This is a genomic window from Patiriisocius sp. 208BN25-11 (assembly GCF_058147145.1).
The window spans coordinates 29,151-55,968 of record NZ_JBYVJY010000015.1 but is presented as its reverse complement, the minus strand read 5'-3'; the positions used below and the strand labels follow the sequence as shown (position 1 = coordinate 55,968).

Genomic DNA, 26,818 nt, shown 5'->3' with positions numbered 1-26,818 from the left:
AGGTATAAAAAAAATCGACATGCTTATTTTTTATGGGGGCGGCCTTTCCAAGTATAGTTTCCAGAAATAGATTGTAGTACCACCCAGCACGATATAAAAGGATAGATTAGGCCACATTGAAGCATTCTTAGTGCTGAAATATTCGTACTAAAAAATGACTGTAGCTGTTGTATAAAAAGAATATCTGCGGAAATTTTAACAGCCCAAAAGAGTACCGTGAAACCCCAAAAAGAAGGAATCAAAATAGAAATGACAGGCAGTAAAATGGCAATGCAATTAATGATAAAAACCAGCAAACCTATCAAAACCGAAGTTTTGTTTTTTGTTTTCGATGTTTTAGACGCCCAACGCACACGTTGTGAAATAAGGGCTTGCCATGAGGTTTCTGGATGCGTTTGAACTATGATATCTTTTGAAAACAGGTATTGCAAACCCTCTGGATCATGAGCTTTGACTTTTTCTAGCATAAAAATATCGTCGCCACTCGCCACATGGTCATTGCCTTGAAAGCCATTTAGTGCCATAAACGTAGCTTTCTTGTACGCAATATGGGCACCATTGCTTAAAAGCGGATTTTGATTTCCAAAACTCCCCATAGTAATACCCTGCAAACTCAACCCATCCAATTGCTGAAAGTCTTGCAAGAAACTGGTGTCACTGGCATACAATACAGGGCCACAAATCATACTAGGATCTGTTTTTTGAATACAGGAATCAAGTGCTAGCAACCAATTTTTAGGAACCATACAATCTGCATCTGTTGTGACCATCCAATCGCTTTTTGCTAGGGTAATGGCAGTGGTAATGGCATCCTTTTTTGGAGAGGCCGAGTTTCTTTTGTTTTGGATATTTTGCAGGTTTTCAAGACCTTTTTCCTGCACTAATTTTTGAGAAGCATCGTCACTTTCGTCGTTTACCATAATGATTTCAAAAAGTGAGATCGGGTAGTTGAGGTTAGCCAAGCTTTCCAATAATTTGGGTAAATGTTCGGCTTCATTTCTATACGGAATGATAATGGTAAAAGTAGTCTTTGAGGGCTGTGTTTGTTCTGTTGCAAGATCCTTATTTTGTGTAACTAATGTTTGATACCCCTTATAAAATTTCAGAAGTAAAAGCAAGTAACACAATAATAAAAAGGTAAACGCTAACATCATACCGCCGAAGTTTTAAAGTTGGCCACAAAAAAACTTCCAATAATGGCAGGAAACATAGTATTAAGAATCCACATGATTAATACAGTGCATAACACAGAAATTTCAGAAATGCCTATTTCATTAAATACCCAAATTGCAACACTTCCTTTTACAGCAATATCAAAGATTGCAAGAGTTGGCAGCAAAGAGATTAATAAATACATACTAAAAATGAGTATCATTGTTTCAAAAAAAAGTAAGGATATTTCTTCAAAGAAATATAAAATAGCATAAAAGAGGAGGCTAAATACCAAGTAACGCAAGAAGGCTAAAGAAAAGACAAGAATTTTTTTAGATATTGAAACGGTTGCCATATAGTCCCATATTTTTTGCAGTGAAAGACCTTGTACTAACCAAGTTTTTTTTCGCAAAAGATACCCCAAAAGTATAAAAGCCAGAAAAACAAAAATGCCTAGCAAAGCATTGCTTTTTGAAAATGTAAGATGCTGTTTTATAGCAATATAATACAAGCTAATACTGCCAAAAAATAGGGTTGAAACTAGTTGTGAAAGGTTTCCGAAAAGGTTGAGTGCCAAGACTTTTTTTCTTTTGTTTGAGGGATAATACATGGCTTTGGCACCGTATTCGCCAATGCGGTTGGGTGTTAGTATTGAAACCGTAAAAGAAGCTAGGCTCTCTTTTGCAGCAGTAGCTATGGATATTGGGCTAAGGTGCGATGCAAGTGTTTTCCATTTTAGAATTTCTAAGCCCCAATTTAAAATAGCTAATCCCACAAAAAAGAAGCAATACAACCAAGCATTAGAGGTTTCCTTTATGGTGTTTTTTACATAGCTCCATTCTTGAACACTTATCTCATTTATTTTGGTGTAGAGATACCAAAATGCCCATGCAAGTATCAAAACCTTTAGGGAGCCGAGAAGATATTGTTTAGATTTGTAAGAAAGGGATACCACAAGGCTAAAATAGTAATAAAAATTGCTACATCTTTGCTGAAAAAGTTGTTTTAAAATTGTTACATGCAAACAAGTAATGCAAGTTTTATTTTAAGAAATTAACTGTAAAAGCATTTCCCCAGCCCTAAAGGGAGTGAAAATTCTCTAATGTAATGAAAAGTCTCCCTTTAGGGCGGGGAAAATGAAAATTCGATACTTTTAACCTAATAAACACTAAACTAAACTTTGAGTACCACAGAAAAAATAATTTTAGGGATTGATCCAGGGACAACCATTATGGGTTTTGGACTCATTAAAGTGGTAGGGAAGAAAATGGAGTTTTTACAATTAAATGAGCTGCAACTTTCAAAATATGACGACCATTACAAGCGCCTAAAGCTTATTTTTGATCGCACCATCGAACTAATCGACACCTTTCATCCAGACGAGATTGCTATCGAGGCACCTTTCTTTGGTAAAAATGTACAGTCCATGTTAAAATTGGGTCGCGCCCAAGGAGTGGCCATGGCGGCTGGTTTGTCCAGAGAAATTGCGATTACAGAATATGCGCCAAAGAAAATAAAAATGGCCATCACAGGTAATGGAAATGCTTCCAAAGAACAAGTAGCAAGAATGCTAAAAAGCATTTTAAACCTAAAAGAATTGCCCAAAAACCTAGATAGCACCGATGGTCTGGCGGCCGCAGTGTGTCATTTCTATAACAGTGGTAAGACTGTGGGAGATGGTAAAAGCTACTCCGGCTGGTCAAGTTTTGTAACGCAAAATGAAAAACGTATTAAAAAGTGAGCAGTTTTCAATTAACAGTGAACAATAAACAATGTATCATGAATACAGAAAACCCATTGAAAGATAAATCCTATTCGTTTGCTTTGAAAATTATTTCACTCTATAAATTTTTGACGCGTGATGAAAAGGAGTATGTTTTGTCAAAACAGTTGTTGCGATGTGGTACATCAATTGGAGTAAATGTAACTGAAGCAAATGGAGCTATTTCAAGTGCCGATTTTTCAGCTAAAATATCGATATCATATAAAGAAAGTCTAGAAACAAAATATTGGTTGTCACTTCTAAAAGATGCAGGTTATATTTCCCAAGATAAGTTTACACCTTTATATAAAGATGTTGATTTACATTCAAAAATAATGTTTTCAATATTAAAGAAAACGAGAATCAAAAAATAACTTTGCTAATTGCTAATTGCTAATTGCTAACTGCTAACTGCTAACTGCTATGTCAGGAATATACATCCACATCCCTTTTTGCAAGCAAGCCTGTCACTATTGTGACTTCCACTTTTCTACTTCTTTAAAGAAAAGAGATGCTATGGTGGCTGCCATTTGTAAAGAACTAGTGCTTCGGAAATATGAGCTCTCCACAACCATTAATACCATTTATTTTGGGGGAGGGACTCCTAGTTTGCTTACACAACCAGAAATAGATCAAATTATTGAAACGGTGTATGCGCATTTCAATGTTTCAGATACACCCGAGATTACCTTAGAAGCCAATCCAGATGATCTTACAGATGCTGTGCTGGCGTCTTTATATACCTCAAAAATTAACAGGTTGTCTATAGGCGTGCAGTCTTTTTTTGAAAAAGACCTTAAACTCATGAACAGAGCCCATAATGCAGAAGAGGCTTTGGATTGCATAGAAAAAGCAAAGCAGTATTTTAAAAACATAAGCATAGACCTCATTTACGGGGTTCCAGGTATGACAAATGCACGATGGATAGAAAACATAGAAAAAGCCTTGGCATTACAAATTCCACACCTATCTTGTTACGCCTTAACGGTGGAGCCCAAAACGGCCTTAGAAAACTTTATTAAGAAAGGAATCGTTCCTCCAGTAGAGGATGCTGTGGCACAAGAGCATCACAGTATTTTAATAGAAAAGACAGTGACCGCTGGATATCATAATTACGAATTTTCTAATTTTTGTATTCCAGAATGGGAATCAAAAAACAACACGGCCTATTGGCAAGGAAAACCCTATTTAGGAATAGGTCCTTCTGCCCATAGTTATGATGGAAACTCTAGAAGCTGGAATATTTCAAACAATGCATTGTATCTCAAGGATATCGAAGCAGATGTACTTCCGCTTGAGCGAGAACAGCTCAGTAAAAAAGACAAATACAACGAATATGTAATGACCCGATTACGCACTGCCAATGGTATTTCGCTACAAGAAATCGAAACGTTTTTTGGTCAGTCTTATCTTAGCTACCTAAAGCTACATATGCAACAACATATCGATCAACATTTATTATTTGAAGATGACACATACATCAAAGTCACAAAAAAAGGAAAGTTTTTAAGTGATGGTATTGCTGCAGATTTATTTATGATCACATTATAAGAATACAATGAACTTTAGAATGTTAACGTTCATCGAAAACCCCTTCAAATTATCTTTAAAAAGATGGTTTAATCGTTAATCTGTATTTTTTTGTAGGTAATTTACTATATTTGTGTAGCTGTAATTGGCTGCGTTTCAAAACGTCCCCATTTCATTGAATGAAACAAACAACTACAACAATACAAACCGACATCGAAGTATTGCTTGAAAAAGCATACGAAATTCGTGTTTCTAATCTTTCTCAAAGTATTGCGCTCACAGAAGAAGCACTTGCCCTAAGTCGAACACATAACATTCCATCACTTATTGCGAACAGTTTAAGTAGATTGTCCTTGTATAACATGATTCAAGGGGCATCAGATACTTCTTTGAAACTATCTCTAGAGGCCATAGAAATCTATAAAGAAATTGATGATGAAAGAGGGATTGCCAATGTAAATTATAGCATTGCTGGGATTCATTATAAAACAAATAATTACCATTTAGGGATGGTGTATTTACTGGATTGTTTAATGACATTCCGGAAATACAAAGACTATCATAATGAGTCAAGAACCTTAAAGTCTTTAGGAACAATTTACGAGTTTTTAGGAGATCAACCCAATGCAAAAGATGCTTATGAAAGTGCTGTAAAAGCAGCAAAACTAGCAGTAGATAAAAACTTAGAATCTAATGTATATAATCCACTTTCTGGATTATTATTAAAGTTAGGTAAGCCAAAAAAAGCCATGGAACTTATAGCCTTGTCTATTGCCATGAAACAAGAAACTGGGGATGTAAGAGGAGAGGCATTCGCTGTCTATGGCAGAGGAAAAGTACGTCTTTTCAATAAAGAGTATGCTAAAGCTGACAAAGACTTCAAAGCTGCACTCAAAACACATTTAAAATTTAATGATCAGTTGGGTATGACCATGACCCAGATCAAAATAGCACAATTACTGCATGCTACCAATAAAGGTGCTGAAGCTAAAGCATTACTTAAAAAGACAATAGCCTATTGTGAAGAGAATAATATTCTCATTTTTAAGATTAAGAGCTATCAGCATATGTACAAGGCTTACAGAGAAGAAGGCGATAGTGAAAATGCACTTTCATATTTAGAAAAATATGTAAAAATTAAAGAAAGAGCTACAAGTTCTCAAATCATTAAAGTGATTGAGAATTATGAAGCTGCAGCGAAAATCAAAAGATCTGAACGTGAAGCACGCTTAGAGTTAGAGAAAGCTGAGATTGAAGTTAGTAAACAACGAGCCGAACAAAGTGCTGTGATAAAACAAGAGTTTTTATCAGCCATGAGTCATGAAATTCGTACGCCTTTAAATGCTGTTACAAGTATTATTTCATTACTAGAAGAGCGTTCTAGTGAAAGTGAAAAACAATTGCTAACATCACTACGATTTTCATCAAAAAACCTGCTTAGAATTATAGATGATATCCTAGATTTTTCTAAGTTAGAATCTAATAAAATGCAATTAGAACCCCATCCTACTTATTTTAGGAAGTTGATAGAAAATACCCGTCAAACCTATATTGGTATGGCAAAAGAAAAAGGGCTAAAATTAAAAGTTGAGGTAGATCCTAATGTCGCAGGAGCTTATAGATTAGATGAGACCAAATTGTTTCAAATTCTTGGTAATTTACTAAGTAATGCCATAAAATATACAGAGAAAGGAACAGTCACTGTAGCCATATCTCTTAAAAAAGTATACAAACACAAGGATGCATTATTGTTCAAAGTGACCGATACGGGTGTTGGAATTTCTAAAGCAGATCAAGCACGTTTGTTTGAAAGTTTCTACATGCCACGCGCTATCACAACCCGAAGTTTAGGGGGTACCGGACTAGGGTTAGCCATTGTTGAAAAACTAGTTGCACTACACGGAAGTACCATAACCATAAACAGTGAAAAAGGAGAAGGGTCTGAATTCTCATTTGTATTAAAACTGGAAAGATCCAAAGCACCAACGCAACTTAGAAAAGCATCTGTGGCATCTCTAGATGGAAAAGAAGTTATTTTGGCAGAAGACAATGAAATTAATGCCATGGTTGTCACTAAAATTCTACAACGTTGGGGCATTAAAGTACTTCGTGCCAAAAATGGCGCCGAAGCATTACAAAAAACCACCTCCCAAAAAGTAGATGCTATTTTAATGGACATCCACATGCCTGTGATGAATGGTTTTGAAGCAACCAAACAAATAAGAAATATATCAAATATCAATAGCCTAACGCCTATTTATGCCCTTACCGCAGATATCACAGCATTAGGAAGCGATGACTATGCCCATTTGTTTAATGGTTTTTTAAGAAAGCCTATGCAAATAGATCGTTTGCTAGAAGCATTGCTTACGGTTGCTCCTGGGGTATTAGTAAATTAATGCTTTTTTAAAAGAAGAGAGAGTTGTATATTGAAACAGCAAATACATATTATGCTGGCTACCATTTCTGTAAATAATACCACCTTCACGATTGACCTTTCAAAACCTATAGATATTTCTATGGTCTTATCTGGGAATGCTAAAAATCCTTTGGCTTGGTATATTGATGCTCCAAAAATTACTCCTGTTCAGCTAGATGATTGGGTAGGGAAGGTAAGCGAAGGGGCTTCGGTAAATTTTAATAATATTTATTTTAATCCACATGCACATGGCACCCATACCGAATGTTTAGGGCACATTACCAAAGAATTTCATTCCGTAAATGATGCATTCACAAACTTTTTTTTTGTTTCCGAAATAATAACCATCACCCCTACATTAGTTGGTGAAGACGCGATACTTACGTTGCAGGATATTTCAGAACAACTCAAAGGAAAAAACCCGCAAGCAATAATCATTCGAACTGTACCTAATACGCCCACAAAAAAAACAAAACAGTACAATCATACCAATTGGCCGTATCTAGATCATAAGGCTGCCACATTTCTCAGAGAGCTAGGGGTGCAGCATTTATTAATAGACTTGCCATCGGTAGATAAAGAAAAAGATGAGGGTGCTTTAGCCGCGCATAGAGCGTTTTGGAATATTCCTGAGGCACCAAGAACAGATGCAACCATTACAGAGTTTATTTATGTGCCAGACCAGGTGCTAGATGGAACTTATTTGTTGAACTTGCAAGTAGCTCCTTTTCATAATGATGCATCCCCAAGTAGGCCTGTATTGTATGAAATGCTATCATAAAACGGCACACTTTTGGTACATAGCGACTTACTAATCTTAAAGAAACAATGGAATTATTATTACTTGGTGTAGCACTTGGAGCGATAGGATCCTTTTTTTTATTTCGGAAATTTTCTGGGGGAACCAAACGTGGCATTTCAAATACACAGTCGGTGATCTTACTAGAAAAAATACGAAGCGTTTGTAAATTCATCACAGTCGAAGGCGATTTTTCTGAAATCTATCACTATGAAAATGTGCAGAAAAAGTGGCTCAATCTATTTACAGGCAAAAAGAAAGCCCTCATTTTAATAGACGCCAAAGCGCATGTAGGTTTTGACCTCACCCAAATTAAAATGGAAGCCAATGACCTTACCAAAACAATTACAATTTCTTCTTTCCCAGAACCAGAGCTTCTATCTGTAGACACAGATTTTAGGTACTACGATAAAAAAGAGGGTTGGGCAAATCCTTTCACAGCATCAGATCTTACTGAGGTTACCAACGAAGCTAAAAAACATATCATAGATAAAATTCCTAGTAGTGGTTTGTATCTAGAGGCTGCAAAACAAGCCCAAGAAACCCTTCAGTTAATTGATCAACTGGCCGCTACCATACAATGGAATGTTGATTATAGTGCGCTACAACTTCCAGAAGGAAACTCCAATAATTTGCTACTAGAAAAAGATGCGAAGTAGTGTATTATATATCGTGTTTTTTTGTCTTACCAACCTACTTTTTGGTCAGGACCATGCACAAGTAGATGCTACCATACAGCTATATCCAAACACCGTTGAGACCGCAGAAGACTTGTCTTACTTTATCTCTAGAGATTTTAAAACAGAAGAAGCAAAAGTGCGGGCTATTTATGGCTGGCTCATTCAAAATGTGGCCTACGATCCAGAGCAGTACAAATCTTTCGATTATAGTTTCGCAACCTATAGGGAGGGCAATAAAAAGGAAGCTAAGGCAAGAGCCAATATTATAAAAACAACCCTGCAAACAGGAAAAGCAGTATGCGAAGGCTATGCCATGACCTTCGAGAAATTGTGTCAGTTACAAGGTATTTCAAGTTACTTGGTACGCGGCGATACCAAAACACATTTTAAAGACATTGGAAGGGAGTTTGGCAACAACCACATGTGGAATGTCGCACAAATAGATGGCGTCTATTATTTGTTTGACCCAACCTGGGGCGCAGGAAAATACACCGATAGTTTTATAAAGGATCCTTCGTATTATTACTATAAAACAACACCAACGGCGCTTATAAAAACCCATTACCCAGCTCAGTTTGAAGATGCTTTTGTGGAATCGAAAATTTCAAAAGAAACCTTTTTACAACAGCCTATTTACATAGATCCTACCTTGGAGCTTGCAGATTATACAACTTCAAAAGTGGGTGTCATTAATAGCCTGCAAGTGGAAGCCATGCTAGCGTTTGGTATGCAAACAAGTTCCAAAAACATCGCCTATGCCTATGATGGAAAAAAAGAGGCAGTGACCAATATTGAGACAGATGAAGCGTTTGTTTTGTTTCGTATTCCATTACTTTTGGGGGCAGAAACTTTACTCATTTATATTGATGATGCTCCCGTACTGGGATATATTATAAAGTAATATGGATATAGAACATTTCAGAAACTATTGCATCGCAAAAAAAGGGGTTACAGAGTCCTTCCCATTCGATGAGAAAACACTTGTCTTTAAAGTGATGGGAAAAATGTTTGCTTTGTGTGGTCTAGAACACATACCTTCTCGCGTTAACTTAAAATGCAATCCAGATAGGAGTGTTGAACTCAGAGCGCAATATGACGGACGTATTTTACCTGGATATCACATGAGTAAGTTGCATTGGAACACGGTATTGATAGAAGACCAATTACCGCCAGCACTTATCACAGAATTAATTGACCATTCCTATGATTTGGTGGTTTCAAAATTCACCAAAAAACTAAAAGCCGAATGGGCTGCCTTATGACAGATCCAAAAACATTTTACACGCAACAAATTGAAGCCTTAACGACACAGGTGGCAACATTACAAAAGCAGCTTTTAGTATCAAGTATGTTACGTCTTATCGTATTTATAGCGATGGGATTTGGGGCGTATTTTTTCTTCGGAAATGGGAAAGCCATTGCCCTTGTTTTAGTACTCGGATTTGCATTCTTCTTGTTTTTAATTTCAAGACATCAAGACGTTAAATACAAACGAGATCTCGCCAAGAAAAAAAGAGCAATCAATCAAAAAGAGCTAGAAGTTTTAGATCGAAATTTTCATCATTTCGATGCGGGTGGTGATTATCAAGATTCTACTCATGCCTACAGTCATGATATTGATTTGTTTGGTGTTGGTAGCTTTTTTCAATATGCTAATAGGACAAGTTTGCAAAGTGGTACCGATGCTTTTGCAGCAATGCTTACTAGCAATCATATTTCAGAAATACCCAAAAAGCAAGCAGCAGTCAAAGAACTTGCTGATTTGCCACTCTGGCGACAAGAGTTTGCAGCAGTAGCAGCCATGGTAGCAACTAAAACAAAAACCAAAACGGTCTTAGCTTGGTTGTCTAAATATGGCTCTTTTATACCAAAGCAAACACCGTTATTGAGCACTATTTTTTCGAAGATTTCTTTAGGGTGTATTGTAGCCTATTATTTTGATGTCATTAATGGGTATATGCTATCGGGTTGGTTTTTAATTGGGCTCTTCATTTCTGGAAAATACCTCAAGAAAGTGAACGACTTATCCATGCATACGGCACAAATTCAAAGCACATTTGAGCAGTATTATAAATTAATTACGCAGATTGAAACTCAGGACTTTCAGTCGCCGCTCTTACAAGAACAAAAAGAGAAGATTGGAATTTCTAAAGAAAAAGCGTCTGTTGCTCTTCGGAAATTTTCTAGGCATTTGAGCAGTTTAGATCAACGAAATAATATCTTAATTGGCATTTTAGCCAATGGGTTCATGCTTCGTGATATGCGTGTGAGCTATTACATAGAACAATGGATAGCAACCCATAAAGAAGACGTTGGATATTGGTTTGAAGTCATTCATTTTTTTGATGCCTATAACTCCCTAGGAGCCTATGCCTTTAATCATCCAACGCAAAGCTATCCTGTTATAACAGAAAACCAAGCAGTACTAGATATGGAAGAAGCTGCGCATCCTTTGCTGGACCCCTCGCGTGCCATAGCGAATAGCATGCAGATAGATGCCGGACAATTTTATATTATTACTGGAGCGAACATGGCTGGTAAAAGTACGTTTCTTAGAACCGTAGGTTTGCAAATTGTGATGGCAAATGTTGGGTTGCCTACCAGTGCAAAAACATCGCAGTATCATCCTATCAAGTTGATTACAAGCATGCGTACCACAGATAATTTGACTGAGGATGCTTCGTACTTTTTTAGTGAACTGCAGCGCTTGAAGTATATTGTAGATGCTATAGCAAACGATACCTATTTTATTATTCTAGATGAAATTTTAAAAGGAACTAACAGTGAGGATAAAGCAAAAGGATCTAAGAAATTTATTGAAAAATTAGTCCAAAGTAAAGCAACAGGTATCATTGCTACCCATGATTTAAGTTTGTGTGAAACAGCAACTACCCATGACCAAGTAGAAAATTATTATTTTGATGCCCAAATAGAAAATGACGAATTGTATTTTGATTACACCTTTAAAAAAGGAATTTGCCAAAACATGAATGCCTCTTTTTTATTAAAAAAAATGGGGATTGTAGATTAACATGGATTCATTAACACAAATAGTATTAGGCGCTGCAGTTGGAGAAGCTGTATTAGGAAGAAAAGTAGGGAATAAAGCTCTGTTGTATGGTGCCATAGCAGGTACCATTCCAGATTTGGATGTGATTTCCAGAAGCTTTGTTGATACAGTAACTGCTTTGGAATACCATCGCGGATTTACACATTCTATTGTCTTCTCGATACTCTTTGCACCTGTATTTGGTTGGCTTGTTTCCAGATGGGAGAAAAGTGCTTCCTGGCGACAGTGGTCTTGGTTATTCTTTTTTGGTTTTATTACCCATCCGTTATTAGATGCGCATACCACATGGGGCACACAATTGTTTTGGCCTTTCGATCTGCGTTTGGCGTATAAAAATATTTTTGTGGTAGATCCATTGTATACACTGCCCTTTTTATTGTGTTGTATCTTGGTGCTGTTTAAAAAACGAGACAACCCAAAAAGAAGAAAAATAAACAACATCGGACTCATCATAAGCACAAGCTACTTAGCACTAACGCTCCTAATAAAAGGCATCACATATTTTAAGTTTAAAGAGGCACTCACAGATCAAGACATAGTTTATACCGAAGTAAAAACAAAACCAGCTCCTTTAAATACGGCCCTGTGGTTGGCAAACGTAGACACAAAAGATCAATTTTTAATTGGTGATTATTCTTTGTTCGATTCCCAACCTATACGTTTTGGGAAACATCCTAAAAACCATCATTTATTGGGTGATTTGGCAGACCATGATAAAGTAAAACGACTCATCAAACTTACCAAGGGCTGGTATACTGTTTCTATTGTTGATGGAAAACTATACCTTAATGACCTTCGTTTTGGGTTATTAAGTACAGATGTAACCAAACAAGCTTATGTCTTTAGTTTTCTATTAGAAGGAACAGGAGAACAACTAACCATTACCGAAAATGAAAAGCGACCTGCAGATGCCGCAAATTTGCTAGGAGATTTATGGGAGCGCATTAAGGGGAATTGAACTCCTAGCGAAGCGTCCTAAAAGCTACTCGCTAACAACTAACATCACCCACAACTCATATCTGCTACAATCTTCCAGTCTCTGTTTATCTTTTTGAAGATGATCATAAAAACCCCTTCTGCATCTCCAACGGGTCTCGATAAAAAGTATTGGCCCATCACCCAATAACTGTTGGTTTCAATTTTTGAAATGTCATTTACTTTAAAAGTAAGAGTGCCACTGTGTTCTTTAGTGGGATAGCCTTTTTTATAGTTGTCCAGAGTTTGTCGCCACCCTTTTGTGAGGCCACTTTTACCATAAAATTTCAGTGAATCACTTTTAATATACCCTTGCATAAATCCCTCCAAGTCATTTTTACTCCAAGCAATTTCTTGGTCTTTCATTACTTTTAAAATAGCCGCTTTGTCTTCTGCTTCGGTGCTTGTTACTTGTGATGTTTTGGGCGTATTTGTTTCATTTATAATTTTTTCATTACAGCTACATAATAGTATTACAATAAGAAAGGAGTATAGTAGTTTCATTATAAATTGATTAATGGTGCGTCATAAAATCTTCTTGAAGCACTTGTTGAAGTCTAAAGATAAGTTCTTTTGCGTTTTCTAAGCTAAAAACCATTGGTGGTTTTATTTTAAGCACATTATGATCTGGGCCATCGGTACTCATTAAAATGTTGAAGTCTTTCATTCTATTTGCTAAATAAGAAGTCAGCTCTGGTAATGGCTTTTTTGAAGAATCTGTTAATTCGATGCCCAAAAAGAATCCACTTCCGCGAACATCTCCAATACAATTAGAATGTTGTTGTAATTTTTTCAATTCAGAAAGTAAAAAATCACCCACCTCTTTGGCATTTTGTTGCAGTTGTTCTGTTTCAATAACATCAAGCACCGCTTTTCCAATACTACAGCTTACAGGGTTGCCGCCAAAGGTGTTAAAGAACTCTAGACCATTGGCAAAGGCATTGGCAACTTCTTCTGTACAAGCTACAATGGCTAGAGGATGCCCATTCCCAGCAGGTTTGCCCATGGTCACTATATCTGGAACAACATCATGCATTTCAAAGGCCCAAAAATGTGATCCTATGCGACCAAAACCAGTTTGTACTTCATCTGCAATACAAAGTCCTCCAGCAGCGCGAACAGTCTTGTAGATCTCTTTTAAATAGCCTTCTGGAGGCACAATTTGGCCGCCACAACTTAAAATAGATTCCCCAATAAAGCCTGCAATACTTTCATCTATCAAAGCAAGATGGTCTATGTGGCGTTGCGCATAGTTAGCATATTTACTGCCCATATTTCCCCAATCTGCATGCCTTCCTCTAAATGGGTCTGGCAAAGGTAAAATATGCGTATGTTCTGGCTTTCCACCACCACCTGTGCTATCAAATTTATACGAACTCACTTCCATGGCGGCATTGGTATTGCCGTGGTAGCCTACTTCGATGGCTAGTATTTCTTTTTGTTTGGTAATGGTTCTCGCCATTCTTAGGGCAAGTTCTGTAGCTTCACTTCCAGAGTTTACAAAGTGCAACACCGAAAGTTCAGGAGGAAGTTTCTCTAACAAGGCTTTTGTATACTCAATAATAGATGCATTTAAATAGCGAGTATTGGTATTTAGAACTGCCATTTGTGCTTGTGCTGCTTTTACAACGTCTGGATGTTCATGCCCAACATGCGCTACGTTGTTTACCGTGTCTAAATATTTTGTACCCCAAGTATCTATCAAATAAGCTCCATCTCCACGCACAATATGCAAGGGTTCTTTGTAGGAAATACTCAAGCTTTTTCCTAGGTGTTTTCTTCGGAAATGTAAGATGTCCGAAGCTGGTGTATCATATTCGGTTACTAGCTTTGGGTTTTTAAAGAACAGGTTTGGGTCGGGGCAGATACTTTTCCAAACATCCATTTGTTTTGGAAAACAAACTCCTGGGAAATCTATTTTATAATCGAACATGGTAAGCATGATCTGAAAATGCAAATGCGGTGACCATTCTCCATTTTCTTGTGGAATACCCAACTCCCCAATTTTAGCTCCCTTTTTTATACGATCCCCAACTTGAAATGCCAATGGACTCTCAGCAGAGAGATGCCCATACAAGGTATAAAAAGGAATCTCAGCTTCGATATGTTTTAAAATGATGAGGCCTCCGTATTCTTTATATCCTGTATCATTTATGGCAGTGACTACTTCTGCATCAAACAAACTATGCACAGGCGTTCCAGCGGGCAACCAAAAATCGACACCAAGATGTACGGTTCTACTTTCGGTTCCAGAATTTCCTTCTTTGTCGTATGCTGTTGAGGTATAAATTGGGCGAGGCTCTAAATAACCATCGGCGATGAATTTTGTAGGATGTTCTTTTTGAAGCTGATTGATTTTAAATTCAAACAGCTCTAAATCGTTAAATTCATGCCTGCTGCCAATCCAAGTGCTGGAGAGTTTTAGGTCCAATAAATAAATATCATTTTTTAATATTTCCGAAGGAAATAATTCAGAAAAATTAACCGTATGTTCTGCTGCCCAAGCTTCAAATTTGGTTTTGTTAGGATGCGCTTCAAAACCAATAATATTTCGGAAACTATACTCGGCAAAATCTGGATGAACTTCACTCCATTTTTCTAGAGCATTCCAAGCAGGTTGTTCACTGATAAGATGATACTGTGTTGCCACTCCCTCTTTTTTTCTAATCGCTGTTTTTGTAACAGTGGTTAAAAGCCTCATGGCTACAAGCGTATAGAGACACGCTATTTCATGTGTAGAAAGAGTGTGCTGATTTGCATAGCCTCTAAGCACATCTAGTGCAGCTTCTAATGGATCTGCAACCTCCATAATGGCATAGGCAATAGTAATTGCAAGTTCGTTTATTGTTTGTGTATATGTAGCATCTCCAAAATCGAAAATACCCGCTACTTCATGATTGTTTAGATTGTTAGAGACCACAATATTTTGATCGTTGATGTCTCCATGAATGATGCTTTTGGGTAGTTTATGAAAGGTACTTTCAATGCTCGTAAATAGCGCTTGAAATTTTGTGACAACTTGGGCTTTTTTATCTGAAAATAAAGAAATGTAATCGCGCGTCCAAGCTACATTTGCTAGATTCCAGTCGGAGGTACTTGGGGATATATTGTATGAGAAATCCTGTAACGTTTTTGTAAGTATTCCGGTTTTTTCACCAAGGTCTTCTCTAAGAATACTGGTTTTTGGATTGCAATCTTTCCAGATTCTACCTTTTACAAAACTAATGAGGCGCACAAAGTATTCTTTACCATCAATGGTTGCTATAGAAAGCATCTTCCCATCTTTGTTGGGAAGTACTTTAGGAACTTGAAAAGGGAGCTCTTGTTGAGAAAGATAAGCTAGCATTTCATTCTGAAAAACAACTGTTTCTTTTGAGGTGTTTCCTTCGGAAATTTTAAGAAGATATACAGCGTTAGTTGCTGTTTTAATTTTAAAATTAAAGTCTTCGTCACCAGGAAGCCTTGTTATTGTAGCTGTTATGGTGTATTGATTAATTAAAATGCTAGTTGCTTCAGAGGGAGAAATTGCAGTCATGAGTTGAAAACATTAGACTATCAAAGCTAGCAAAATAAATAACCAAAGAATCTAAAATTTTAAAATATTGATTAGTCTAAAAAATTAAAGAATACTCTTCTGTCGCTCATAAAAAGCATTGGCTTGTTGTTCCATTAACTCTTTTGCTTTTTTACGTTTGTAATTATATAATTCTTGCTCGTCTGCTAAATCTCCATACACTTTATGATTGATTTCTTTTTCAGTCTGGGCTACAATATCACGCTGTGCTTTTTGCTGAGCAGCCCAAGATTTTATAGCGCCTTCTTGTGTAGCTAGTTTATAATCGTAAGGCCCTTTAGGCGATAATAATTTAGCAATAATAGGTGAGGTTTCTATAGCCAGAAATAATAAAAATATAAAGAAAGAAGGAAGCCAAGGTAATTTATTTAAGGCTTCAACTCGAGCCATTAAACCATCAAATCCTTCAATGACGGGTTGGGTTTCTGCAACTTTGTCTTCATAGGCAGCTCCCAGTGTACTTAATTGCGATTCTAGGACTGAAATTTTCTCGTTGTTTATTGTTTTAAGTTCTTGTAAGGCGGCTAGCTCTGCATCGTGTTTTTCTCTCTTCTCTTTGTAGACAGGCCCTTTTCCTAATTTTTCTGTACCCGCTGTACCTTCGGCTTCGGCGATGTAGGTATCGTACAAGGCATTTACAGCGGTTTCTTTATCGATAATCTCTTGTTTGAGCTTAGAAATTTCAGTAGACAGCGCTGTTTGTTGTGGAGTAAACTGTAGTGCTAATTGTTCTTTATTGTCAAGTGTCATTTGGTTTTTTTCTTCCAACAGCACTTGGTTGATTTCTTTTTCAAAGATTTTTAGTTCTAATGGTTTTGAAATCACAATAGCAATAATAATTGCCAACAGAATGCGGGGAGATGCTTGGATGATTTCAGCAAAAAAGTCATGACGTTTTTTTATGGTAGAGACTATAAACCTATCAAGGTTAAAGATGAGTAAGCCCCAAATAAGGCCAAAGAAGATGGCGGTTAGCACATTGTCAAATACCGTATATAAGGCATACGATCCTGCAATGGCTGCCATAATTGCGGTAAAGAAGACTGTAGCACCAATCCCTGCGTATTTGGTTTGCTCACCTGGAGCACATTCGTTTAAAATTTGGGTGTCTGATCCTGAACAGAAAATAAAAAAGCGTTGTAACATAAAGGGTTGATTTTGAAGGATGAATGAGATAGTTAGAACGCAGAATACCGATATTTGTTACATAAAAAGTAGATTAATTGAAAAAACCCATAAAGATTATGGTAATTAATCTTTACGGGTTAAGAAATGTATGGTGAAATTTAAAAAAATTATAGTTTTTCTCCTTGTTCATTTACTTTATTTCCCCATTTGTTATAATAGCTAATGTTGTTCCCTTGTTTTAGGTAATAATGTGAGGTTTTATTAATGGTAACGCAACCCGTTATTTGAGTGTCTGCTTTTAATTTTTTAAGCTCCTGTATAGAGATACAATCTGCATTGTTTACTTGTTGGTTATTTATAACCGTGCTCCCATTTTTTGATAAATGAACCGTTGCTACTCCGTTGTTGTTTTGAGAATTTATGTTGAGGTTTTGGTTGTTTTTTACCAAATCGATCGCCTTGTCTGATGTAATGGTAGTTCCCTCATAATAAAAAGTAGCTCCTTTTTTAGCCATCGCTATAATGTGGTCTAGTTTACTTGGCGGTGGTGGAGGCGGTGGAATATTTGAAGCTTTGCCTTTTAATACTTTAGGAGAAGGTGGTGGCGGAGGTGGGACATCTTCAGGTCCAATAATGTATGGGTTTTTGCTGGAAGACATACGTGCCAATTTGGTCTTTCTGTATTCTTGGTTAATTTGATCTGCAAAGCCTTTAGAAATGTTATCTAATTTCACACTTACCCCATAAAACTTATAAGCCTTATCTGGCCAATCTTGGGTATGTGCATCTAAGGTTTTAGCAAAAGATTTAAGCGATGTTTTTTTTCCCTGTACATAGATATCCCTGCCATTTACATACAACACTACACTGTATTTGTATTTTTGGGTGACATCACCTAATGATTTTGAAGGTGGTGGTGGCGGAGGTGGTAATTGCGCTTTGTTTTTAGCTGCCTTTGGAGGCGGAGGTGGTGCATAACTAAACAAACTTAGCCCTTCATTAGCTTTTGAGTAATGCGTTTTTTTAAACTCCCTATCGGCTAGGCTTAAGAATTCTTTTCGCATACTCGCAATTAAAATGGAAGGTGTTGCGCTCGTGTAGTCAGTTTCTTCCCAATCTTTGGTGACACGATTTAAATCTTTTGCAAAAGTGCGTAATGATGATTTTCTGCCATCAATCATAATTTCATCTACAGAAATCATAAGGACAAATGCTTTTTTGTTATTTTTTTCTGCTCCCAAAATAAATTCCTTAGCATAATTTTCATAGGTTCTTTTTACTGTTTCAGTAGCAGCCGGCACATTACCTTTAGAACGAATGATCTCTTCGTTAGGCGTTACAATACGATGGTAACCATAAGCCCTTGCAACCTTTTGTATGTTTACCAAATCTTCATAAGCAATAGCGCCTTTTGAAGAAACGTGGATGTTTATAATTTTGTCTCTTTGTTGTTTGGTGATGTCTGTATGTAGTGACCCTAATGTGCTATACAGTTGTTGTTTTGTTGTTTTAATTCCCTCCACTAACAGTTGTTGATTTTCTAAAATTTCAATAGAGATACTACGAGCGGTAAGGCGTTCTTCTGGAGCTAAAGAGGATTGTTCTATTGCGTCAAAGTTGTTTTCTTTTTCAATTTCTTGTGTGGTGCTAAATCCGTAAACTAATACTGCCAATAGGGGTACAATGAGCAGCATTTTTAGCCTTGCAGCGGTTTTTGATGTCTTTGTTTTCATAACTGTAAATCGTTTTTTGATAGATGAATAATGAATAGAATGTGCCAACTGTGGCGTTGCTGCGTTTGATGAGAACGCAAGTAATATGTTTTGATATTTAGTAAGTGCTACACCTTGCTTTAATACCTCTTGATCCGCTAAAAATTCATGGTTTAATTTAATAGCGCGCTTCATGAAATAAAACAAAGGGTTGAACCAGAAAATGACCTGCAGGATTTCAATACCTAAGATATCGATACTGTGTTTTTGTTTGGCATGGGTTTGCTCATGTAACAATACTTCATTAGGAATAGCACCTGTTTCAAATTTGGTTTTATTAAAGAAAATGTAGTTCAAGAAGGTGTGTGGCGTAATGTTTTGTGATACAAGTACATTGGTAATATTATCCTGTTTTTGTTTTGGATTACGGTATATTTTTTCTGAAATTTTAAATAAATGGAACAGAAATCGGAATCCGAATAGCGTTGCGCCCAATCCGTATACAAACCAAAGAAGTGTCCTCCCGAAAGTTTTCGGGATGTACCTAACTTCCTGTTCGACAACTAACATTTCCGAAGGTACTAGTGTCATATCTGCAACATCAGTAACTACAGGATAGGGATCTATGTAAACCGTAAATGTAAGTAGTGGGATGATAAACGAAGCTGCTAGTGTTACAAGCAAATAGATCCGTTTCCAAATATGCAGTGATGTTTTTTCTAAAAATATTTTGTAAAAAATAAAAGAAATAGCCAAACATGCTGTCGATTTTAAAAGATACAGTTCCATACTATTTGTTTTTAATTTGGTTGTCAATTAAACTCTTTAATTCTTGAAGTTCTTCTTTGCTAAGATTGGTATCCTCGGTAAAAAAAGAGGCAAATTGTGAGGCGCTGTTGTTAAAGAAATTTTTAATGAGCCCATGCACATGTTTTGAGAAATAGTCTTTCTTCTTTACTAGTGGGTGATATTCTCTAGAACGCCCAAACTGTGTGTACCCTACAAAATTTTTGTCTTGCATTCGTTTTAGTAAGGTGGCCACTGTAGTCGTTGCAGGTTTAGGATCTGGATAGGCTTCTATAATGTCTTTCATAAAAGCACGTTCTTGATTCCAGAGAATTTCCATAAGTGTTTCTTCGGCATTACTAAGTGACATATTGCTACAGATTTAAAATGTGTTCTACAAATGTAGTTATACTTTTTTAATTCTACAAGTGTAGAGGATAAAAAAGTTTATGGGGCTGGGGTCTATTGTAGTGGCAAAGAGGCAAAGTTTCAAAGTAAGAAAGTAAGAAAGTAAGAAAGTAGCAAAGTAACAAAGTAGCAAAGTAGCAAAGGGTGCAAGGGGTGCAAAGTTTCAAAGCTTATTAGTACCTATTCAATCTTCAAATCATCTCCCTGCCAACTGCTACTGAGCACTGTTTACTTTTTTGGAAAATAGTACATGTAATTTATTGCTAAACCTACAAGGAGGTCTTCGGCAACTCCTTGCGGGTTTTTTTATTCCATTTTCAAATTGACTCATCTTCAAATTATTTAATTTTATCATCCATCATCCATCATCCATCATCCATCATCGGTCACCCGTCACCTGTCACCAAATTCCTTACCTTTGCCGCTTTATCAATGTAAATCAAACAAAAATCGCTTCGAGGACTAATATTTCCGCTTTGCGTACTTATCTATGAATTCAGATACTGAAAGAGAAATTAAAAAAAGAGCAGATGGAGCCTGCGAATTATGCGGACATGCAGAACCTGAAAACTTGAGTTTATACGAGGTGCCTAAAACCCCAGAATATATTGATGGTGCCGATACTGGATTGCAGGTATGTACTACTTGTACCTCTCAATTTGATAGTGAAGAACGAGATGAAAATCACTGGCGTTGTTTAAATGATAGTATGTGGAGCACTGCTGCTCCTGTGCAGGTTATGGCGTGGCGCATGTTACATCGTTTAAAATCTTTTGGCTGGTCTCAAGATTTGTTAGATATGATGTATATGGAAGAACAGCAACTAGCCTGGGCGGCTGCCGAAGGAGATGCCGAAGACAAGAGTGATGCTTTGGTGCATAGAGATGCCAATGGTGTAGTCTTAAAGGCTGGAGATAATGTGGTGCTGATTAAAGATTTAAAAGTAAAAGGGAGCAGCATGGTTGCCAAACAAGGCACCGCAGTACGTCGTATTTCTCTAGATCATGAAAACGAGACCTATATTGAAGGTAAAGTTGATGGGATTCAGATTGTGATTATTACGGAGTATGTTAAGAAGATATGATTTTTTAGTTAAAAATGTCACCCTGAGCTTGTTGAAGGGCTTTGCATAAACAAGATGCTTAGACAGGCTCAGCATGACAATAGGCTTACTTCTTCATCTCCGTAAAATAATGATAAAACTGCGGGATGGTTTCAATTCCTTTTAAGTAGTTCCAAATACCAAAATGCTCGTTTGGAGAATGAATGGCGTCACTATCCAGACCAAAGCCCATTAAAATAGTTTTGCTTTTTAGTTCTTTTTCAAACAAGGCTACAATTGGAATACTTCCACCACTGCGTTGCGGTATGGGTGTTTTGCCAAAGGTACTTTCATATGCTTTGCTCGCTGCTTGATAGCCTAGACTATCTATGGGTGTCACGTATGCTTGTCCGCCGTGATGCGGATTCACTTTTACGGTTACTCCTTTGGGTGCAATGCTTTCAAAATGTTTTTGGAATAATTCGGTAATCGTTTCCCAGTTTTGATCGGGTACCAAACGCATTGATATTTTAGCAAATGCTTGGCTTGCTATTACTGTTTTAGCACCTTCGCCAGTATATCCTCCCCAAATTCCATTGACATCTAAAGTAGGGCGTATGCTATTCCGTTCATTGGTGGTATATCCTGCTTCACCATAGGTGTCTGCAATGTCTAATGCTTTGCAGTAGGCTTCTTTGCTAAAAGGTGCTTCGGCCATTTTTGCACGTTCTTCTTTGCTAAGTTCTTCCACAGCATCATAAAAGCCCGGAATGGTGATATGGTTGTTATCATCATGCAACGAAGCAATCATTTTAGTCAATACATTTATAGGGTTTGCAACCGCACCTCCATACAAACCACTGTGTAAATCTCTATTGGGACCCGTAACTTCAACTTCAACATAACTTAAACCTCTAAGTCCAGTGGTAATGCTTGGAATATCGTTGGCTATCATGCCAGTATCACTAATAAGAATCACATCGTTGGCTAGTTTCTCTTGGTTGCGCTCTACAAACCAACCTAAGCTTTCGCTTCCCACTTCTTCTTCGCCCTCTATCATGAATTTGACATTACAAGGCAGTTGATTAGTGCTGGTCATATATTCTAGCGCCTTTACGTGCATGTACATTTGCCCTTTGTCATCACAACTTCCACGTGCAAAAATAGCACCTTCTGGATGGAGTTCCGTTTTCTTAATCACAGGTTCGAATGGTGGACTGTCCCATAATTCAACTGGATCTGGCGGTTGCACATCGTAATGCCCGTATACTAAAATAGTAGGTAGGTTTTTGTCGATTATTTTTTCTCCGTATACAATAGGATACCCTGGGGTTTCACAAATTTCTACATAGTCACATCCTGCTTTTTCTAAACTTTCTTTAATGATTCCAGCAGTTTTTATCACATCATCTTTGTAGGCAGAATCTGCAGAAATACTTGGGACTTTTAGCAAGTCGAGTAGTTCATTTAAAAAGCGGTCTTTGTGTTCTTGTATATAGGGTTTGGCACTTTTCATAAATAAAATTATTTATCATTTCCGCGAAAGCGGAAATCTTAATAGATGTCTATTTTTCTCTCAAAAAGATAAAGGTAGGTAAAAGCATTATTTCTTAAAAAAGATTGTTTGTTAATTATAACAATTATGTATATTTGCCGTCCGAAAGCTAGGATATAGCTTTTGTACAGGTCCGCGGATGTGGTGGAACTGGTAGACATGCTAGACTTAGGATCTAGTGCCGCAAGGCGTGCAGGTTCGATTCCTGTCATCCGCACAACAATAAGAAGCCCTCATTTCGATGTAGGGCTTTTTTTATGAATATGTTTTTATGACAGGAATTGAAGTTTATCCCGCACGTGTTGCGGGGATTCCTGTCATCCGCACAAAGCTTCTCTGAAATGGGAAGCTTTTTTGTTTTTGTGCAATTTTAGCTGCAAAGTTTTACTCTTTTTAATTTCATATTTTTAGATGTTATCTAAAGAGATTCCAATTCTAATTTTTAAGTTTAACGACAGCTGATGTTTATTAAAATTCTGTAAATTAACCATGTATTGTGGTTTAGTTTTTATTTAATTGCAATTAATTTGAAAACCTTTAGACGTTAAAATAATTTAAATACGGGTATGTTTGAAATAAATAATGTTAGTTAAATCACCGTTTATGAGACTTGATATCCTGCCAATTTTATTCATTTTTTTTATTACATGGTCTGGAATGACCCAAACAGACTCGCTTAAAACTAAGTCATTTGAAGAATTAGCTCAACTAATAGAAGAATATGGGCAAATAACACCAGGTAAAGCCATTCCTATTTGCAAAATATATTTAGAAAAGGCGAAAAAAGAAAATGATATTGAAAAGCAGTGGAGAGGATATGTTTCTTTTACCAATTTATATAGAAACTCGAATAAATATGATGTTGCTTTTAAATATGCAGATTCTACACTGAGTTTTTTTGAACGACATGGACTGGATAGATTTGGTTATGAAACACACATGGCAATAGGAAGGATGTATATGGGAAAGAATAAACTCGAGGTAGCTTTGGAGTTTTTTAATAAAGCATTGGTGTTTGCTAAAAAAGATAATCAAATAGAAAAAATACAAGCAGTTTCTTACTTGCTAACATTACTAAAATCCACGGGGGGAAATTACAATGGGGCAATACAAACGCAACGCGAATTAATTAATACAATTCAACTAATAGATACATCGGCTCAATTATCTGCGCCACTTAAGGAACAACTCATATTTGTAAGTCAAGTAAGTATTGCTGATACTTATGTTAAGGCAAAAAACTCAGATTCGGCATATTACTATAGTGATATTGTCTTGAAAAAGGGCCTCGAAATTAATAACCCTTGCGTACTGAAAGATTTATACTGGCTTAAAGGGAATGCAGAGTTACTTAAAAATGAATATGATAATGCAAAAATAAGTTTTGAAACTTCAATGAAACATTGCGTGCCTTTTACAAGCCTTGATAGTTTAACCGTAGGATGCTATATTGGTAAAGTATATGCTGCCAAAAAAAATTATAAGCTAGCAATTAAAGAATTTGAAAAAGCTTTTAGCCGATACAATCTTTCAGAAAATGAGGAAGGGTTTATGGACGACATATACAAAGTTGCTGCCATATGCTATAAAGAAGAAGGTAATCTAGAAAAAGCAAACTTCTATTTTGAGAAGTATGTAAATACACTTCAAACTAGAAAAAAGATAGATGACACAATTAATAACTCATTTCAAAACCAAGAAATCAGAGAGTTTGAATTAGATCTTTCTGAGTTGAATTTTCAAAAAAATCGGAATCAAACATATCTCAGATATTTTTCTCTCATTAGTTTGATAATTATTCTCGGCTTGTTATTAGCACTACTCAAGGTTTTTTTAATAAAGAAAGAGAATGAGAAGAAGTTTAAGATTTTACTATCAAAAATAGAGACTGCTAAAAACCCTGAAAAAATTATTAATTCTAAAGATGGTGTTGCAGATGCAGCGAACAAAAATGAAGTTCCCGAAGAAATTAAATTAAAAATTATTGATAAACTTAAGATGTTGGAGTCAAAACAATACTTTCTTAACCAGGAATGCAATTTGTATAACGTTGCTAAGAAAACTGGTACTAATACATCATATTTATCCAAAGTTGTTAATTCTTATTACGACAAAAATTTCAATACTTATATTAATGATTTGCGTATCAACTATGCTATTATCCGTATTAAAGATGATGTGTTTTTTAGAGCATATTCAATACAATCAATGGCGGAAGAATTAGGATATAAAAGTGCGAATTCTTTTACTAAGTATTTTAAAAAAGATACTGGTTTAAACCCTTCTTTTTATATTAAGAACATCAAAAATATCACATAAAATACCATTCTGTAACTCAAATTTATAAATTTGAGTTTTTCCTTTTTACAGACTCATAGATTTTTAAAAATCATGAGACATCCCCAGTAAACACAATGCTTTGTGAACTTTAGTTGCTGCCTCATTTTTTTAAAAATCAGGTACTCCTTTTTTTTTTATTTTCAATCATCTTGAATATTTGTCTTGTCAAACATATGTATTCTAAGATATCTGGAAAACAAAAAAAAAGGAATCGTGAAGTCTATAAAAAGTAATACATCAAAAAAAATCAAATTAATAAAATTCGGAATCGGAATTATTACTTGTATAACAATTTATTTAATCATATCGCTAATGCGATGAAAACAGAACATTATGGTAACAATTATAAGCCTACTAATAGAATTCACTCTTTTTATTATGAGTTAAAAAAATTATTAATAATAAATAAATTTAAAATCAAATATTATGAAAAATTTAAAAACACTATTAAAGGCCTTCGTAGCATTTCTATTTATTACAAATAGTTATGCACAAGACAAAACCTTATTGTACAAAGTGGAAGGTAATGGTATTAAAACATCCTATGTTTTTGGGACAATACATATGTTGCCAAAAGAGGATTTTCTTTTAGAAGACAAGGTAAAAAAGGCTTTTGCATTAAGTGAACAACTTGTTATGGAAGCAGACATTAATAGTCCCAACGCAGAAGCAGAGTATATGGCAGTGGCTATGATTCAAGATAATGATTCATTACAGAATTATATGACTCAAGCGGAGTATAAAATACTCGATGAATATTTTATTGAGAAAATGGGTGTAGGAATGTCTAGCTTTAATAAGATGAAACCTTTTGTAGTATCATCAACGGCGATGGTTGTGCATTTAGGGGAAAACTTAGCTAGTTATGAGCATACACTATCTGCTATGGCAAAAGAACAAGAAAAAGAGGTTAATGGTTTTGAAACCATCGCATTTCAAATGGGCTTGTTCAAAGATATTCCTTATGAAGAGCAAATTGATGATATCATTGATATGCTGAAAGAAGAAGGAGATATAGATGGTTATTTTGACAAAATTGTTACAGCTTATAAGACGAAAGATATTGAACATCTTCATAATATTCTCAATGAGTATTTCGAGGATGATATTGAACTTAAAGAAAAAATATTATTTCAACGAAATGAAGACTGGGTTCCTAAAGTAGGTGTTTTTTCTAAAGACAAACCCACGTTTTATGCTGTTGGTTCAGGGCATCTTGGGAGCAAAAGAGGCGTTATAAATCTACTTGTGAAAGCAGGTTATACTGTTACTCCAGTAATAAATTAAGTGATAATTAACTAACCTAGAAGCGAAGGTGTTTTAACATTACTTCTGGTACTATAACACGACCAGTTTTATGTTAGTTTAAATATCAAAAATAGACTCTCTTCTAGATTAGTTTTTTGCTTTTTGGGTCTCAATTAGTTGAATTTTAGTAAAGATGAACATAACCGAAATTATTATTTATTGTCACTTATGAATGAAGAAGAATTAAAGCAAGCGTTAACAAGAGTTGAAAAAAACAGTAGAGCATATTGCTTTTAACCGATTGGCGATAGAAATCCCTATGGGTCTAATGTTTGTCTCTTATAATGATGTTATTTATTTTGAGGCTGATGGTGTTTATTCAAAATTTTATTTGCGAAATGGAAAAACAGAGTTAATCAGTAAAACACTTAAATATTTCGCGGATCAATTATCTAAAAAATCTATTTTTTATAGAACTCATAGGTCTTATATAGTAAATATAAATTTTATGAGAAAATTAGAAAAAAAAGAAAACTTTTCTATTGTGTTGAAAAACGATAAAATTATTCCAATCTCAAGAAATAAAAAGGAAGATTTCCTGAAGATGGTTAAACTCTTTTTTGATTTTTAAATACCAC

The 26,818-nt window shown here is 35.9% G+C and carries 22 protein-coding genes and 1 tRNA gene; 15 read left to right on the top strand and 8 right to left on the bottom strand.

What is annotated here, in order from left to right:
* Positions 1-23 precede the first annotated feature (23 nt).
* Positions 24-1,154 carry a glycosyltransferase family 2 protein gene (locus tag ACY2RS_RS14170; protein WP_490099323.1) on the bottom strand — a complete coding sequence of 377 codons (1,131 nt, stop codon included), beginning with the start codon at positions 1,152-1,154 and terminating at the stop codon, positions 24-26.
* The gene (locus ACY2RS_RS14165) at positions 1,151-2,053 is read right to left on the bottom strand and encodes a hypothetical protein (RefSeq protein WP_490099322.1); all 903 of its coding nucleotides are present in this window, start codon (positions 2,051-2,053) and stop codon (positions 1,151-1,153) included. Before ACY2RS_RS14165 ends, ACY2RS_RS14170 begins: the two co-directional genes overlap by 4 nt.
* A gap of 279 nt (positions 2,054-2,332) precedes the next feature.
* Here ACY2RS_RS14165 and ruvC point away from each other — a divergent pair, with 279 nt between their 5' ends.
* The 10 genes from ruvC (at position 2,333) to ACY2RS_RS14115 (ending at position 12,370) form a co-directional block, all read left to right on the top strand.
* The gene (gene ruvC / locus ACY2RS_RS14160) at positions 2,333-2,893 is read left to right on the top strand and encodes a crossover junction endodeoxyribonuclease RuvC (RefSeq protein WP_490099321.1); all 561 of its coding nucleotides are present in this window, start codon (positions 2,333-2,335) and stop codon (positions 2,891-2,893) included.
* A 38-nt stretch (positions 2,894-2,931) separates the two neighbouring features.
* A complete protein-coding gene (locus ACY2RS_RS14155) occupies positions 2,932-3,288 on the top strand; it encodes a four helix bundle protein (RefSeq protein WP_490099320.1) in 357 nt (118 codons plus the stop codon).
* Between the two features lie 49 nt (positions 3,289-3,337).
* On the top strand, positions 3,338-4,465 hold the full coding sequence (gene hemW, locus ACY2RS_RS14150) for a radical SAM family heme chaperone HemW (protein ID WP_490099319.1): 1,128 nt from the start codon (positions 3,338-3,340) through the stop codon (positions 4,463-4,465).
* Between the two features lie 158 nt (positions 4,466-4,623).
* Positions 4,624-6,843, top strand: coding sequence for a tetratricopeptide repeat-containing hybrid sensor histidine kinase/response regulator (locus ACY2RS_RS14145; RefSeq protein ID WP_490099318.1), 2,220 nt, complete (start codon positions 4,624-4,626; stop codon positions 6,841-6,843).
* A gap of 30 nt (positions 6,844-6,873) precedes the next feature.
* Positions 6,874-7,644: a cyclase family protein gene (locus ACY2RS_RS14140; protein WP_490099317.1), complete on the top strand. Its 771-nt coding sequence runs from the start codon at positions 6,874-6,876 to the stop codon at positions 7,642-7,644.
* 47 nt (positions 7,645-7,691) lie between these two features.
* A complete protein-coding gene (locus tag ACY2RS_RS14135) occupies positions 7,692-8,321 on the top strand; it encodes a DUF4230 domain-containing protein (RefSeq protein WP_490099316.1) in 630 nt (209 codons plus the stop codon).
* Positions 8,311-9,243 carry a transglutaminase domain-containing protein gene (locus tag ACY2RS_RS14130; protein WP_490099315.1) on the top strand — a complete coding sequence of 311 codons (933 nt, stop codon included), beginning with the start codon at positions 8,311-8,313 and terminating at the stop codon, positions 9,241-9,243. The genes ACY2RS_RS14135 and ACY2RS_RS14130 overlap by 11 nt, the downstream gene beginning before the upstream one ends.
* Position 9,244: 1 nt before the next feature.
* Entirely contained in the window at positions 9,245-9,604 is a 360-nt protein-coding gene (locus tag ACY2RS_RS14125) for an MmcQ/YjbR family DNA-binding protein (protein ID WP_490099314.1), read from the top strand.
* Positions 9,589-11,373 carry a MutS-related protein gene (locus ACY2RS_RS14120; protein WP_490099313.1) on the top strand — a complete coding sequence of 595 codons (1,785 nt, stop codon included), beginning with the start codon at positions 9,589-9,591 and terminating at the stop codon, positions 11,371-11,373. The genes ACY2RS_RS14125 and ACY2RS_RS14120 overlap by 16 nt, the downstream gene beginning before the upstream one ends.
* A gap of 1 nt (position 11,374) precedes the next feature.
* Positions 11,375-12,370 carry a metal-dependent hydrolase gene (locus tag ACY2RS_RS14115; protein ID WP_490099312.1) on the top strand — a complete coding sequence of 332 codons (996 nt, stop codon included), beginning with the start codon at positions 11,375-11,377 and terminating at the stop codon, positions 12,368-12,370.
* Between the two features lie 44 nt (positions 12,371-12,414).
* Here ACY2RS_RS14115 and ACY2RS_RS14110 read toward each other — a convergent pair whose 3' ends face one another.
* The 5 genes from ACY2RS_RS14110 to ACY2RS_RS14090 form a co-directional block, all read right to left on the bottom strand.
* On the bottom strand, positions 12,415-12,891 hold the full coding sequence (locus ACY2RS_RS14110) for a YybH family protein (RefSeq protein WP_490099311.1): 477 nt from the start codon (positions 12,889-12,891) through the stop codon (positions 12,415-12,417).
* Between the two features lie 10 nt (positions 12,892-12,901).
* Positions 12,902-15,922 (bottom strand): aminotransferase class III-fold pyridoxal phosphate-dependent enzyme, encoded by a 3,021-nt coding sequence (locus ACY2RS_RS14105; protein WP_490099310.1) that lies wholly within the window; start codon positions 15,920-15,922, stop codon positions 12,902-12,904.
* 84 nt (positions 15,923-16,006) lie between these two features.
* A complete protein-coding gene (locus ACY2RS_RS14100) occupies positions 16,007-17,107 on the bottom strand; it encodes a DUF4407 domain-containing protein (protein ID WP_490099309.1) in 1,101 nt (366 codons plus the stop codon).
* Positions 17,108-17,256: 149 nt separating this feature from the next.
* The gene (locus tag ACY2RS_RS14095) at positions 17,257-19,590 is read right to left on the bottom strand and encodes a M56 family metallopeptidase (protein ID WP_490099308.1); all 2,334 of its coding nucleotides are present in this window, start codon (positions 19,588-19,590) and stop codon (positions 17,257-17,259) included.
* A 1-nt stretch (position 19,591) separates the two neighbouring features.
* Entirely contained in the window at positions 19,592-19,957 is a 366-nt protein-coding gene (locus ACY2RS_RS14090; protein WP_490099307.1) for a BlaI/MecI/CopY family transcriptional regulator, read from the bottom strand.
* A gap of 528 nt (positions 19,958-20,485) precedes the next feature.
* On the opposite strand from ACY2RS_RS14090, the gene ACY2RS_RS14085 reads away from it, so the two are divergent.
* Entirely contained in the window at positions 20,486-21,079 is a 594-nt protein-coding gene (locus ACY2RS_RS14085; protein WP_490099306.1) for a PhnA domain-containing protein, read from the top strand.
* 85 nt (positions 21,080-21,164) lie between these two features.
* Here the strand turns inward: ACY2RS_RS14085 and ACY2RS_RS14080 are convergent, their stop codons facing one another.
* Positions 21,165-22,553, bottom strand: coding sequence for a dipeptidase (locus ACY2RS_RS14080; RefSeq protein WP_490099305.1), 1,389 nt, complete (start codon positions 22,551-22,553; stop codon positions 21,165-21,167).
* A 174-nt stretch (positions 22,554-22,727) separates the two neighbouring features.
* Between ACY2RS_RS14080 and ACY2RS_RS14075 the strand changes: the two genes are divergently transcribed.
* The 4 genes from ACY2RS_RS14075 (at position 22,728) to ACY2RS_RS14060 (ending at position 26,811) form a co-directional block, all read left to right on the top strand.
* A tRNA-Leu gene (locus tag ACY2RS_RS14075) sits at positions 22,728-22,809 on the top strand.
* 386 nt (positions 22,810-23,195) lie between these two features.
* Positions 23,196-24,911 (top strand): helix-turn-helix domain-containing protein, encoded by a 1,716-nt coding sequence (locus ACY2RS_RS14070; protein ID WP_490099304.1) that lies wholly within the window; start codon positions 23,196-23,198, stop codon positions 24,909-24,911.
* A 447-nt stretch (positions 24,912-25,358) separates the two neighbouring features.
* Positions 25,359-26,219: a TraB/GumN family protein gene (locus ACY2RS_RS14065; protein WP_490099303.1), complete on the top strand. Its 861-nt coding sequence runs from the start codon at positions 25,359-25,361 to the stop codon at positions 26,217-26,219.
* Positions 26,220-26,445: 226 nt separating this feature from the next.
* Positions 26,446-26,811: a LytR/AlgR family response regulator transcription factor gene (locus ACY2RS_RS14060; RefSeq protein ID WP_490099302.1), complete on the top strand. Its 366-nt coding sequence runs from the start codon at positions 26,446-26,448 to the stop codon at positions 26,809-26,811.
* Positions 26,812-26,818 lie beyond the last annotated feature (7 nt).